The sequence below is a fragment of the Bacillus sp. sid0103 genome (assembly GCF_019219025.1).
Genome location: NZ_JAHUWN010000039.1, coordinates 21,602 through 35,933, shown reverse-complemented (window position 1 = coordinate 35,933; position 14,332 = coordinate 21,602). Strand labels below are relative to the sequence as shown.

General features: G+C 36.3%; 11 protein-coding genes. 8 read left to right on the top strand and 3 right to left on the bottom strand.

All coding sequences use genetic code 11. The features are described 5' to 3' along the window. Nucleotides 1-140: 140 nt before the first annotated feature. From nagA to KW850_RS28875, 5 genes are all read left to right on the top strand, one after another. Nucleotides 141-1,349 carry an N-acetylglucosamine-6-phosphate deacetylase gene (gene nagA, locus KW850_RS28895; protein ID WP_218351138.1) on the top strand — a complete coding sequence of 403 codons (1,209 nt, stop codon included), beginning with the start codon at nucleotides 141-143 and terminating at the stop codon, nucleotides 1,347-1,349. Further along, nucleotides 1,336-2,073: a glucosamine-6-phosphate deaminase gene (nagB, locus tag KW850_RS28890; protein ID WP_218351137.1), complete on the top strand. Its 738-nt coding sequence runs from the start codon at nucleotides 1,336-1,338 to the stop codon at nucleotides 2,071-2,073. Before nagA ends, nagB begins: the two co-directional genes overlap by 14 nt. A gap of 72 nt (nucleotides 2,074-2,145) precedes the next feature. Next, nucleotides 2,146-2,868, top strand: a complete 723-nt coding sequence (locus KW850_RS28885; RefSeq protein WP_218351136.1) for a GntR family transcriptional regulator — start codon at nucleotides 2,146-2,148, stop codon at nucleotides 2,866-2,868. A 26-nt stretch (nucleotides 2,869-2,894) separates the two neighbouring features. Further along, nucleotides 2,895-3,632 carry an SIS domain-containing protein gene (locus KW850_RS28880; RefSeq protein WP_218351135.1) on the top strand — a complete coding sequence of 246 codons (738 nt, stop codon included), beginning with the start codon at nucleotides 2,895-2,897 and terminating at the stop codon, nucleotides 3,630-3,632. 469 nt (nucleotides 3,633-4,101) lie between these two features. Then, the gene (locus KW850_RS28875) at nucleotides 4,102-4,821 is read left to right on the top strand and encodes a CAP domain-containing protein (RefSeq protein ID WP_218351156.1); all 720 of its coding nucleotides are present in this window, start codon (nucleotides 4,102-4,104) and stop codon (nucleotides 4,819-4,821) included. Nucleotides 4,822-4,870: 49 nt separating this feature from the next. Here the strand turns inward: KW850_RS28875 and KW850_RS33640 are convergent, their stop codons facing one another. Together KW850_RS33640 and KW850_RS28865 are read right to left on the bottom strand one after the other, a co-directional pair. Further along, entirely contained in the window at nucleotides 4,871-5,698 is an 828-nt protein-coding gene (locus tag KW850_RS33640; RefSeq protein WP_308128878.1) for a HAMP domain-containing sensor histidine kinase, read from the bottom strand. A 548-nt stretch (nucleotides 5,699-6,246) separates the two neighbouring features. Beyond that, the gene (locus KW850_RS28865) at nucleotides 6,247-7,773 is read right to left on the bottom strand and encodes a diguanylate cyclase domain-containing protein (RefSeq protein WP_218351133.1); all 1,527 of its coding nucleotides are present in this window, start codon (nucleotides 7,771-7,773) and stop codon (nucleotides 6,247-6,249) included. A 559-nt stretch (nucleotides 7,774-8,332) separates the two neighbouring features. Between KW850_RS28865 and KW850_RS28860 the strand changes: the two genes are divergently transcribed. Continuing rightward, nucleotides 8,333-9,742: an MFS transporter gene (locus KW850_RS28860; RefSeq protein WP_218351132.1), complete on the top strand. Its 1,410-nt coding sequence runs from the start codon at nucleotides 8,333-8,335 to the stop codon at nucleotides 9,740-9,742. Nucleotides 9,743-10,000: 258 nt separating this feature from the next. Beyond that, nucleotides 10,001-11,380, top strand: coding sequence for a glycoside-pentoside-hexuronide (GPH):cation symporter (locus KW850_RS28855; protein ID WP_256358522.1), 1,380 nt, complete (start codon nucleotides 10,001-10,003; stop codon nucleotides 11,378-11,380). Nucleotides 11,381-11,438: 58 nt separating this feature from the next. Here the strand turns inward: KW850_RS28855 and KW850_RS28850 are convergent, their stop codons facing one another. Further along, a complete protein-coding gene (locus KW850_RS28850; RefSeq protein WP_218351130.1) occupies nucleotides 11,439-12,632 on the bottom strand; it encodes an ROK family transcriptional regulator in 1,194 nt (397 codons plus the stop codon). Nucleotides 12,633-12,904: 272 nt separating this feature from the next. On the opposite strand from KW850_RS28850, the gene uxaC reads away from it, so the two are divergent. After that, a complete protein-coding gene (gene uxaC, locus KW850_RS28845) occupies nucleotides 12,905-14,308 on the top strand; it encodes a glucuronate isomerase (RefSeq protein WP_218351129.1) in 1,404 nt (467 codons plus the stop codon). Nucleotides 14,309-14,332: the final 24 nt, after the last annotated feature.

The window sequence follows — 14,332 nt, the reverse complement described above, 5'->3', positions numbered from 1 at the left end:
ATGCATGTGAATACTAACGTACCATAGGATTAAAGAGAATATGGTATTTTATTCAAACTTTTTAAATGAATAAATTGGTATAGACAACTATATAATGGTGATGCTAAGATTGAGATATAACCTGAAAGGAAGTATCATAGATGATACCAAACGATAGTCATATTTTACTTAAGGGTGTACGGGTTTATTCAGAAGAACAAATAATTGAAGATGGATATATAAAAATAAAAAATCAAAAAATCATTGAGATAGGTTCATTAAACGAGCTAACTAATAAAGACAGCTTTCATGTGATTGAAATTCCTGCTCATTTTAATGCAGTTCCAGGTTTTGTCGATGTTCATATCCACGGTGTGGCTGGTGCCGACACAATGGATGCCACCAAGGAAGCACTAGACACAATGGTAGCAGCATTGCCTAAAGAAGGAACTACTAGCTTTTTAGCCACTACGATGACCCAAGAAGGAAAACAAATTGAAAATGCCTTAATAAATGCCGGGAAGTACATCAAAGAACAGCAAGCTCAAGGAAAATCTGAAATTCTTGGCATTCATCTCGAAGGCCCGTTTGTGAATGCTAAAATGGCAGGGGCGCAGCCGATTCAACATATAATTGATCCTGATCTTTCTTTATTTAAAGAATGGCAAAAGCTGTCCAATGAAACAATTAAGCTTGTCACTCTGGCTCCTGAAAGACCGAGTGGATTAGAAATGATACGTTATTTTAAGGAAAATGGAATTGTTGCATCCATCGGCCATACTGATGCAACATATGAACAAGTGGGGGAAGCCATTGAGGCAGGTGCAAACCACGTTACCCATCTTTTTAATCAAATGAGGGGGCTTCATCACCGTGAACCCGGTGTAGTTGGGGCCGCATTTTTACGCAAAGAATTAAAAGCTGAAATTATCGTAGATGGGGTGCATGTTCGTCCAGAAATGGTAAATCTTGCATTCAAACAAAAGCTAAGTGATGGATTAATTTTAATAACCGACTCGATGCGGGCAAAATGTTTGAAAAATGGTATGTATGAACTTGGTGGCCAAGATGTAATCGTTAAAAATGGAAAAGCAGTCCTTGATGACGGAACTCTTGCTGGAAGTATTTTGGAAATGGGACATGCACTAAAAAATATCATTTCTTACACGGGCTGTTCGCTTGATGAAGCCATTGAGATGGCTTCAGTAAACCCAGCAAAGCAGTTGAATATTTATGATCGCAAAGGCAGTATTGCAGTTGGAAAAGATGCTGACATTGTCATTTTAGATGACAAAATGGAAGTTTATATGACACTATGTCGAGGAGCACTGGCTTTTAAAAGGGAGGAAATTCAAAATGAGGATTATTGAAGTAGAAGATTATCAGCAAATGAGTAATAGAGCAGCTGAATTTATTATAAAAAAGGTAGTTCAGAATCCAGGTATTAAACTTGGATTAGCAACAGGCGGGACCCCGATTGGGACATACAAAAGCCTAATCGAGGATCACCAAAAAAACGGGACATCTTATCAGAAGGTAACCACTTTTAATTTGGATGAGTACATTGGGTTATCTGGAGATCAGGAGAATAGCTACCGCTATTTTATGGATAACCAACTTTTTAATTATATTGATATTAATAAAGTTAAAACAAATATTCCAAGCGGCATTGTTGCTGATTATCAAGTAGAATGTAATCGTTATGAAGATTTAATTACTGAGCATGGTGGCATTGATTTGCAAATTCTCGGTATTGGCAGTAATGGGCATATTGGATTCAATGAACCAGGAACTTCCTTTGATTCTAAAACGCATATTGTAGAGTTAGCAGCATCGACCATTCAAGCAAATGCCAGATTTTTTAACAGGATTGAAGAGGTTCCTACTAAAGCTATAACGATGGGAATATCCACCATTATGAAAAGCAAAGAAATTCTTCTTTTGGTTTCAGGTGAAAAGAAAAGAGAAGCACTATTTAGACTTTTGAATGGTGAGATCAATGAAAGTTTTCCTGCATCAGTGTTGAAAAATCATCCTTGTGTTACAATTATCGCAGATAAGGTGGCAATAGCAGATTTACAGGTTCAATGCTAAATGAGTATCGATATTCTCTTTCAACATTAAACCTTTGTGCCTATTTTAAGGAAAGGATGAAGTTGGAGGAAAATGATTAATAAGAATTCTCCCATTCCGATTTATTATCAAATTGAAGAATATATCAAGGAGTTAATTGAAAACGGTGAGTTGCTTCCTGGTGATTCTCTTCCACCAGAAAGAGAATATGCAGAAAAATATCAAATAAGCCGTATGACAGTTAGACAGGCCTTTACACAGTTAGTAAATGAGGGATATTTGTATCGCTTGCAAGGAAAGGGAACTTTCGTTGCCGAAAGAAAAATCGAACAGCCTCTACAAGGATTAACAAGTTTCACTGAAGATATGAAAGCAAGGGGATTGGAACCAGGGAGCCAATTAATTCACTTTGAAATTATTCCCGCGACAAGACAAATAGCAGGTCAATTAATGATTTCTGAACATGGACCTGTATACGAGATCAAGCGGATTCGCATTGCTGATAGTGTTCCAATGGCCTTAGAAATTAATTATATATCAGCAAATCTCATTAAAGGACTAACAGAACAAATTGTGAATAAATCCTTATACGAATTCATTGAAGAAGAGTTAGACTTAAGAATCGATCGTGCTGCTCAGATCATTGAATCTTCAGTTGCTAATCAAAGTGAAGCCAACTATTTAAAAATCAACAAAGGTGCACCAGTTATGCTCATCCAAAGAAATACGTTTCTAAAAGACAATACTCCTGTTGAATTTGTTAAATCTGTATATCGTGCTGATCGTTATAAATTTATGATTCAGATGAAACGCTGAAAACAAAACAAGGGAGGTTATGTAACATGTTCAATCTTTATTTTCATAAGCTGAAAGAATTATTAAGCTTAGTCGAAAAAGATGAAAATGAAAACCTCAAAAAAGCAGCGGAAAAAGTCGCTCAGTGTATTCAAAACGATGGAATCGTGCATGTTTTTGGCTGTGGACACTCTCATTTACTTGGGGAAGAACTTTTTTACAGAGCAGGCGGATTAGTGCCAATTAACCCAATCCTAATTGAAGATTTAATGCTTCATAAAGGTGCTGTTCGTTCATCCCAACTAGAACAAGAAAATGACTATGCAAAACAATTTATGGCGAAGGTGAAGATTCAACCTCAAGATGTTGTCATTGTTGCATCAACTTCTGGCAGGAACCCCGTGCCCATTGATGTTGCTGAGATTGCTAAAAATAAAGGTGCCTTTGTCATAAGTATCACATCATATGTTTATACGAAAGTAGTGGAGTCAAGACATAAAAGTGGTAAATTTTTGTATCAAACAGCTGACCTTTCCATTGATAATCATATTATGGTTGGGGATACCTTGATGGAGCATGAGTCCCTAGGTGTAAATTTTGGTTCAGGCTCAACGGTAATTGGGACTGCAATTGTTAATGGAATAATGGTTGAAGCAGTCAGCATAATGATAGAAAAGAACTTCGAACCGCCAATCTTTAAAAGTGGTAATGCGGATGGTGCAACAGAACATAATCGAGAACTTATTAACAAATATAAAAACCGTATTCCAATGCTGGAAAATTGAACCTTGTTAGAATAACCAACATTTGTATTCGTTGGTTTTTTTTTATGGAAAAACAGAATGATCTGCGACATTCATTAGTTAAGAACCGTTACGTTTATTTTCCATCAATACTTTCTTTGCAAAACATTAAAACTAAACATGTAACAAGATTTTTCAAGAGGAGGTATTTCGATTGATAAAAAAACCAATGGGATTATTTTTAACAGCGGTCTTAACAATGGGGCTTGCTGCATGTAATAACAATGACAATAAAGACATAAATGACAAGACATCAAATCGTATAGGGATGAACAATACCAGAAACACTACTCCTTATATGGATGTCCGTAATGGCAGAGATGATGGGATTGACCACAATGGTCCATTAACAGAGGATTACACGAACACTAATAACAGTCAATCAGATTTAGATGTAAATCTGTACAATACTAAACGGAAAAATAAAAAATATTATTACAATAATGATGATATGATATCTGCCTATCAAACATCATTAAACAGTAATCAATATCCTCATACAAGAGCGGTATTAGTTAGAGATGCTAAATATCAGTATATTACGATCGACCCTAGAAATTGGGCGCTTCAGCAAATACAACCGTATATCCAGCAACAAAGACCGACTGGACAGGCGCCAGCTCAACAACCAGTACCAAATCAGCCGTCTGTGCCAATTCAACAACCAGCACCAAAACAAACTACACCGGCACCGGCACCGGCACCAGCACCAGCACCAGCACCAAAACAAACTACACCGGCACCAGCACCAAAACAGCCGGCTCAAACTCAAAATGCTCCAACTTCAGGAACTGTTAGTCAATACGTTCAGCAAGTAATTGACCTAACTAATGCACAACGAAGTAAAAATGGACTTCCAGCTTTGAAGGCGGATACGCAACTTAATGGAGTGGCACAGAAAAAATCACTGGATATGCAGCAAAAAAATTATTTTTCACACACTAGCCCTACTTATGGATCTCCGTTTGACATGATGAGAGACTTTGGTGTGACGTATAAGTCTGCAGGTGAAAATATTGCTCAAGGACAACGTACACCACAAGAAGTAGTAACTGCTTGGATGAATAGTGAAGGCCATCGTAAAAACATCCTAAGTTCCAATTTTACTCATATTGGAGTAGGATATGAAGCTACAGGCAAACACTGGACACAAATGTTTATAGGCAAATAAAGGAATGAAGAAAAAATCCGACAGGCTATTTCTCCTGTCGGTTTTTTATTTATATGTGTGAAATGGTTGGAAATTTAAAATGGAAAGTGGTTCCTACTCCGACTTCACTTTCAGCCCAAACCGCTCCTTCCATAGCACGGGCAATGCTATAGACAACCATCATGCCTAAACCTGTTCCATTTTTTCCTTTTGTTGAGTAAAATGGTTCCCCTAATCGCTCAAGGTGTTCTTCTGTCATTCCAATACCAGTATCTTTAACACTTATTGTCACATAGTTTTGACTAAATTCAGTGATAATTGTTAAATATCCGCCATTTGGCATTGCTTCAATCGCATTTTTCATAACATTCACAAAGCATTGACGAAACTTCTGTCCGTCTCCTTTAATAAATCCAATGACGGAAAAATCAGTTAGGATCTCTACTGAATTTTGATTAGCTAAAGGCTGCAGAATATTGATTATTTGACGTAGTTCACTTTTTACATTAAGTTCCTCCAGTTCTTCCAAGGATGGCTTTGCAAAAGTCAGATAATCTTGAATAACACGTTCAGCGGAAATTAATTCTTCTTTCACAATTGATAAGTATTCTTTTCTTTTATGTCTTGAGAGGTAATCATCCTGAAGAAGTTGAACAAAGCCACTGGCAGCTGTTAATGGATTACGGATTTCGTGAGATATAGCTGCTCCCATTTGTTCAACAGCTTTTAATTTTTCAGCTTTAATTAGTTGCTGCTGCATTTCGTTATTCCTTTTAACAAATTCAATTCCATATGAGATGATGCTGATTCCAAGTGGGGGGATAAATAGGAATGCAATCCAAGCATCAAGCCAATACGCATGGGTATTTCCAAAACTCATCCCAATGACTGTTATCACACCGAGGATCACACCGAAACAAACTGAAACCAGAATACGTCGTCCCGGTACTTGTCTTAAAAACCACGGGTATAATCGCCAAAAAATGACTCCGAGAGGTACGTATAGCATAACTGTTTGAAAGAAGCCTAAATCAAAGCCATAGAGGCCTCTTATTACTATAATTGCGACGGTAAGTATAGGCCCGATTCCGAGATAAAGGGCACCTAAAACTAAAGGAATAATCCTTAAATCGTACCTGGCATATGAAACCGGATTGTATGAGAATTGAATACATAACCATAGCATGGCAATAAAAAAGATTATTAGTGAGGATTTGGAAAAGGTGAATTTTTTTGTATAATCGAAAAAAATTAAGCACAAAAACAGTAATATGATAAAAAGTGAGAGGTCTAAAAAAAGATGTTTCGTTATTTCCATTAACTTCACCATCCAAAAAGGGCTGATAGGGAAATTTTACATGTATTTTCCACATTACACAACAAAATTCGCACAATTTTGAAAAAAGAAAGCGGTATTTTAATAATGAAAAAGGAAGGCTTGTTTTTTCACAAACCTCCCATGCTTAATTGAGTAGTAGAAATAGTATTTCTCCCTCTTGTCTTCGATACATACAAAGCTTCATCCGCCATTTGAATTAATTCTTGCGGCATGACAGAACCGGATGGGACAAGGGAGGCAACTCCAATACTTAGTGTAATAATATCAGTAATATCAGAACTTATATGAGGGATTTCTAATAACCGAATGGTGTTTTGTATTTGTTTAGCGATTTCCATTCCTTTCTCTATCCCAATAGAAGGGGAGATAAGGGCAAACTCTTCTCCGCCATAGCGACAAAAAGTATTATCAGAATTAACTGCTACCTGATTGTTAATAGCCTGAGCAATCGATTGTAAACAAAAATCACCGGTTAAATGTCCATAAGTATCATTATATTTTTTAAAGTAATCAATATCGAACATAATTAAAGTGAGGGGTGAAGAGGTGGTAGAAGCATATGACCATTCTTTCATTAAAACTTCATCAAAATATCTTCTATTGTTGATCCCGGTTAGACCATCCATGTAGGAAAGACGATTTAGAAGTTTATTTGCCTCTTGTAACTTTTGTTCTGTAAGTTTTCGGTCAGTAATATTTCTTGATACAATAATGACTTTTTTGCTGCCATCCTCTTCAAAATGAACGCTCTTTAGAGCAGATTCGATCCAAACATAGTCCCCCATTTTAGTACGGTACCGGTAGGTAGAATTAGCAGCACCTTCTTCAAGTGCCTTCTCAAACATTTCTATTGTGTGGTGAATATCATCAGGGTGAATAAACAGATCCATTTTTCTATCTAGAAGTTCGGGATACTCATAATGAATAATTTCTTTCACTGCAGGTGAAATATATTTATATTCTGCATGTTCATTGTGCATGGTTATCATGTCACTTGAGTATTCGGCAATCAGTCGAAACCGCTCTTCTGTTTCTTTTAATTTCAATAAACTATGTTTTAACTGATTTTGTGCTTCATATGAATTTACAACAAAAACAAAGAAATGATAGGCTAAAAAACCACCAATGAAAGAAATGATATAATGCATGGTTAATACATTTTTAAGTGTATCATTATTATCAATTCGAATAATGAAGATGATTGAAACAAAAACCAAACCGATTAAATTCATGAGGAAAGCTTTAAGAGTTCTAGAAGTGTTAATCTTTGAAATACCCCCACATAGTAGTCCTGTGAGAAGTGCTCCGATTGCTCCTAGTACAGCTGATTCATTTATGCCAAACAAAATAATCCTTCCAGCAGCAATTAGGATTGCCGACAATAATGCAGGAATAAATCCACCAAAAGTAGCCGCGATAACAATGGCCAAATGGCGTAAATCTGCAATCGTGCTTGAATTTATTTGAATACTAAACGCCATTAATATATTTCCTAAAACTCCAAAACAAAGACCCCAATAGAGTTTAGTGGATCGGCTAGAGGTAGTGTGTATGGGCATGTCTTTGAATAACACCCCCATAATTGAAAAAGAAGCAATTAATATTGCTGCATTTGAGACAAAATCTTTTAACATAAATACTCTCCTGGTAAAGTGAATGAAGTTTGCAGTGCTATTGTAGAATATTATTGAATGCATTCTTCCAATTATACTATGAATTAGATAATTATGACAAAGGCAGAGAGCTCCCTCCTAAATGTAAAGGGAACCCCAATTGTTTTCCTTAAACGATGTCAGGTTTAGTTGCGAAGTCTTTAGCTGCAAGTCTAGCGTTTTCTTGTCCTTTACTTTACGCAATCTTGAACATTAGGTGACGTTCTTGAACATTAAGTGTCTTATACTATTGCTGGAATAATCGATCCCTTGATCACCTAAAAAAGGGTACTTGAAATTTCAAATTTTTTAAATCAAACGCTTACAAAAATCTATTGACTGAATAAAAAGTCGGTGATAAGATACAACTATACTAATTAATTAGTTCACTAAACTAATTAAAGGGAAATAAATGCAATAATATTTTTTTAGAATTCTTTGAAAAGGGTTTCAAAGAATTGAAGATTCGAAAAGTTTTAAGGAAAGAAATGTTTTGTTTTGGGTTCAAGTACAAATTAAGAGGAAAACGGAGGGGTAAAAAATGAGTCAAACTGCATTAAAATCAGCTGTAGAACAAACATCTGGAAATGGATATAGAAAGTTTGGAATGAGAGATAAGCTAGGTTATATGTTTGGTGATTGGGGAAATGACTTCTTCTTTATTCTAGTAGCCTCATTCTTAATGGTTTACTATACAGATGTTTTTCACATTAGTGCAGCAACCGTGGGTGGATTATTTTTAATCGCTCGTTTATGGGATGCTGTAGCGGATGTTACTTGGGGACGTTTCATTGATACGAGGAAGCCAGGGAAAAATGGTAAATTCAGACCATGGATTTTCAGAATGTCATTTCCGCTTGTTATCTCTGGTGTGTTGATGTTTGTCCATATCCCGGGTATGTCAAATGGTTTTTACCTAGCATGGGCTTTTGTCACATACATTTTGTGGGGAACACTATATAGCACAGTAAATATTCCATACGGATCAATGGCTTCAGTAATTTCAGCTGATCCTGTTGAACGTACTACTTTATCCACATATAGGACTTTGGGTGCAAACTTAGCTGGATTAATCATTAATGTAATTGGACCATTAATTTTGTTTGTAGACAATAAGGCTGATTCAAACCATTTCCTATTTGGAGCACTTATTTTCGGTCTTTTGTCACTCTCTTGCTACATGGCATGCTACAAATTAACGACTGAACGTATTGGTGCCGATGAAACCAATAAGCAAAAAATTAACCTTGGTCAAACCATTAAAGGTCTTGGGAAAAATAAACCATTAATATGGATTCTTATTGCATCACTTACGTTTATGATATGTTTTATGATGATTGGTGCAGTCAACGTGTACTTGTTTAAAGATTATTTTGGTAATGCAAAAGCATTAAGTATGGTTGGACTTTTACAAACCGCTGCAGTATTAATTGCGATGCCAATGGTTAAGCCATTAGTAGCCAAGTTTGGGAAAAAGGAAGTAGCTGCCGCAGGTTTATTACTTTCCACAGTTGTGTATGCGCTTTTATACTTGTTGCCAAACCTTAATTCGACACAATTTATTAGTATTCTAGCTGTCGCTATGTTTGGATATGGCTTCTTCAATCTAGTAGTTTGGGCATTCGTAACAGATGTAATTGATTATCACGAGTACGTAACAGGTTTACGAGAAGATGGAACCGTTTACTCTATCTATTCCTTTGCACGTAAAGTAGGTCAGGCGATTGCGGGGGGTGTTGGTGGTTTTGCGATTGCTTCAGTAGGATATGATGCAACTCGTCCAACACAAACACAAGAGGCATTACAAGGGATTCATACGTTAGGAACTCTAGTACCTGCCATCATCCTTGCTGTAATTTTCTTAATTCTAGTATTCTTATATCCATTAAATAAAAATCGTACACTACAACTAACAAATGATATTGCAGAGAAAAGAAAAGGGCAAAATTAATTAACACGTAAAAAGATATTTAAACGGAAAGAAGGTAGCTAGTTCAACTAGCTATCTTTTTTTATGATAAACGCTTACAAAAAGTGATTGACGAAATATGTCGATGGGTGTATTCTAATTATGCAAATAATTTGTTAGTTTATTAAACTAATTAAATAAAAAGTTTTTATAGCAACAACCATTCAAAACATAATTTCTTTGTAGTTTTGAAAAGGGTTACAGGGTAACAAGCTTATTAACATGAAAGAGTGGGAGACAATGGAGAATAACGGCCAAAAGAAATTAACCTTAAAAGAAAAATTATCCTATGGTTTAGGCGATGTTGGAAACGGTTTTATGTTCGATATGGGACAAATTTATTTACTGAAGTTTTATACTGATATTTTAGGAATTTCAGCATATTGGGGCGGCTTAGTATTTTTAGTTTCGAAAATTTTTGATGCATTTGCGGATTCAGCTGTTGGTGCATTTATTGATAAGCGAAAGGTAGGTAAACGGGGCAAATTCCGTCCATTCATCTTATTTGGATCGATTCCGCTTGCGATTATGACAGTCATTTCATTTATGGCACCTGACTTTTCAGAGACAGGAAAAATTGTATTCGCTTTTATAACCTATATGGCCTTTGGACTGGCTTATTCCATTGTTAATATTCCATACGGTTCACTCGCAGCCTCCATGACTCAAGATTCGGTGGATCGTGCATCTCTTGGATCCTTCCGAGCGATCGGCAGCCAATTTGCCCTACTTATTTCTGGGATGGTTGTCATTCCAATTGTTCTATATTTTCCAAACGAAAAATTAGGATACACTGTGGGAATCGCTTCGATGGCGTTAGTCGGAGTTATCTTCCATTATCTTTGCTACCGTAATACAACTGAAAATGTAATTAGGGCTCCTAAAACAGAAAAAGAAAAGGTTCCAATGTCAAAACTGTTCAAATTATTGCTAAGTAACAGACCGCTAATTGCTCTTTGTTTCGTTTGTTTGTTTATGGTTGCTGCGACTAATCTACGTACAGCAGTTCAGCTTTATTACTTACAGTATAATTTAAATAATACAGGTCTTATGTCATTGCTTTCTTTTACTAGCATTGGAATCGCTGTCATTGGGTCATTTTTTATTCCAGCGCTTGTAAAACGACTAGGAAAAAAGAATACCTTCATCATGGGTCTTTTTATTGGAATCGCCGCGGATGTTGCAAACTTTCTTTTACCAGCAAATGTCCCGACCTTCCTTATATTACTTGCAATTGGAAGTCTAGGTCTTAGCTTTGCATTAGGATTACCGTGGGTAATGGTTGCTGATGCAGTGGACTATCATGAATGGAAAACAGGACAACGGACAGAAGGAATTGTCTACTCAAGTTACAGTTTCTTCCGTAAACTTGCACAGGCACTTGCTGGTTTTATTCCAGGTATTGCTCTTGGGCTAATTGGCTACGTTCCTAATGTAGAGCAGACTGCTGGCACCCTCCTTGGTATAAAAGGGCTAATGTTCCTCGTTCCTGCAGGACTAAACTTGATTGCTGCGATCATCTTAATTTTACTGTATAATTTATCGGAAGAATTATATAAGAATATTGTTGATGAACTTAAAAAGAAGCAAAAGGGTAATGGTACTTTAAAAAGTGCATAATGAACATCAAAAAACCCCTTTTAGCAACGGCTAGAAGGGGTTTTTTTGATGTTCATTACTAAATGAGTACGCTTCCAACTTGATTAGTATTTTTATCGTAGGGTAAATTTAACATTGGGACATCGAGAAATTGTTTGATAGCCAGAGCACATGCACCTAGCACACATGATTTTTTTCCGATAGTAGAAATCATTAATTCACGGTAATGACTGATGGAAGAATTCAGATTTTCACTAATTTTATTGAGTGAATTCGGAAAGATTCGCAACAGTTCACTATCAAGGACGAGAACGTCTGGGTTGTACATGTTAATCATATTATTCAGCCCAATCGCCAGATAGAAAAGAAATTGTTCCATCAATTCGTGGACTTCCTCATCACCTTCATTAATCCAGTTTTGAATATGTTCGTAAGTCAGATTCGATATTTGTCGTGATTCAGCTAGATGTTCAAAAATGCTCGATTCCGAAGCATATTTTTCCCAGCAACCCTTATTCCCGCAATTACATGGTTTACCTTCTGGAACAACAATCATATGACCTATTTCACCAGCATATCCATCATGTCCTCGAAAAAACTCATTGTTCATCATCATACCAAGGCCGATCCCCGAATAAAGGGTTGCACATAACAAGTTGTCAGTTTCATGGTGCACATAGACCCTTTCGGCAAAAGAGCTTAGGTTTGCATTGTTTTCAAGGTATATAGGCGTATCAATTTCCACTTCTAAATCACTCTTGAGATTAATATCATGCCATTGAAAACGTGGAACATAGTGGATTACTTCGTCTTTTGTGACAAGACCATGGATTGCGATAACAATTCCGACAATACCATAGCGGCTAGTAGTAAACTCTGCTTTTAACTTATTAATTTGTTGAATAAGAAGATGTCGAATCTCCGTATAATCTGTAGTTTTTAGTTGGATAATATTTGATGAAACAGGACAACCAAGCAGGTCCGATAAGGTAAAAGATATTTGACCATAATCAAGGTCAATACCAAGTGCGTAGCCAGCTTGTCCGTTTAATGAGAGCATAATCGGCTTTCTTCCAACTGAAAAATGCTCGAGCTGGGTCTCAATAATGAGTCCTTCTTCCAATAAGTCAGCAACTTGTGCTGAAATAGTTGCTCTTGTCAAATTTGTGGATTTGGATAGATCTGCTCTCGAAATCATACCTTCTTTCACAATTTCTCTAATGATCAAAGAGCGATTAATTTTCTTTATATATGCCGCATCACCGGTAACCATGTATATCCTCCATTTCGGGATTCCTTTGTATAAGCTTATTATATCAGTTCTTCCATTAAAAGGCCGTTATTATTCTATTAATTCCTAAATAGTTAATTGACTAAACATATCAAACATGATAAATTAGTTATGTAATTAATTTGTTTAATAAACAAATTAAAAGAAGGTTATCTAAATGAATGCTTGTTTAGACCGATTGTATTTAGTTTTCTGTAAGGGTTTCCAGAATGTACAACGACTGTATGAATAATCAGTTAAAGGAGAGAGATATGATGAAAAGCTTTATGGATCAGTACTTTTTATTAAATACAGACACTGCAATAAAACTATATGAAAAGGCTGCTGCGGAGTCACCGATTTTTGACTTCCACTGTCATTTGAATCCACAAGAAGTATGGGAAAATAAGTCATATGAAAATATTACTCAGATTTGGCTTGGGGGTGACCATTATAAGTGGAGGACAATGCGCATGCATGGGATTAGCGAGCGTTATATTACAGGTGATGCTGATGATTGGGAAAAATTTGCCGCTTATGCAGAAACAGTTCCTTATTTAATCGGAAACCCTGTATATCACTGGACACACTTAGAATTAAAAATGTTCTTCGGGATTGATAAATTATTAAGTCCAGAAACAGCTCGTGAAATTTGGGAAGAATGTAATAAAAAATTGCAGTTGCCTGAATTCAGTGCAAGGGGCTTAATTGAAAGGTCAAATGTGAAGTTTATTGGAACAACAGATGATCCCATTTCCACACTTGAATACCATCAATTATTGAGAAATGATGAATCCTTTAAAACGATGATTGCTCCAACCTTCCGTCCCGATGGTGCGATGTTTATTGAACGTCCAACATTTACAAACTGGATTGAACAATTGGCGGATGTTTCAGGCATTAAAACAGATTCTTTAGATGGGTTTTTAGCCGCAATAAAACAACGAATTGACTATTTCCACGAAAATGGGGGACGTGCTTCTGACCATGATATTCAAAAAATGGAATATGTGGAAACAACCAAACAAGAGGTTGAAGCAATTTTTAATAAACGTTTGAACGGAGAACAACTTACCAATGATGAATTGGTGGCTTATCGAATTTTCCTTCTTAAAGAACTTGGAAAGATGTATGCTGAAAAACAATGGGTCATGCAGCTCCATATGGGAGCAATGAGAAACAACAACACAAGGATGAAAGAACTACTTGGAACGGATGCGGGCTTTGATTCTGTAGGAGAAGCTAATATGACTGAAGGCTTATCCCGATTCCTTGATTCCTTAGATCAAGAAAATGCACTGCCAAGAACGGTATTATTTAACTTGAACGAAAAAGATAATGTTACATTAGCTGGAATGATGGGGAACTTCTATGAAGAAGGTGTCCCTGGAAAGGTTCAATTCGGTTCAGGATGGTGGTTTGTTGACCATATCGATGGAATGGAAAAGCAGATGAAGGATTTTGCAAATGTTGGCATACTTAGTCATTTTATCGGCATGTTGACAGATTCACGCAGCTTCTTATCATATGCACGTCACGATTACTTCCGTCGAATTCTATGTAACATCCTTGGCGATTGGGTTGAAAAAGGTTTGGCACCGAATGACATGAAGCAAATGGAGCAAATGGTACGAAATATCTGCTTTAATAATGCGGAACGTTTTTTCTTAGAGCGATAATTAATACTTTAAAAAATCAACTTT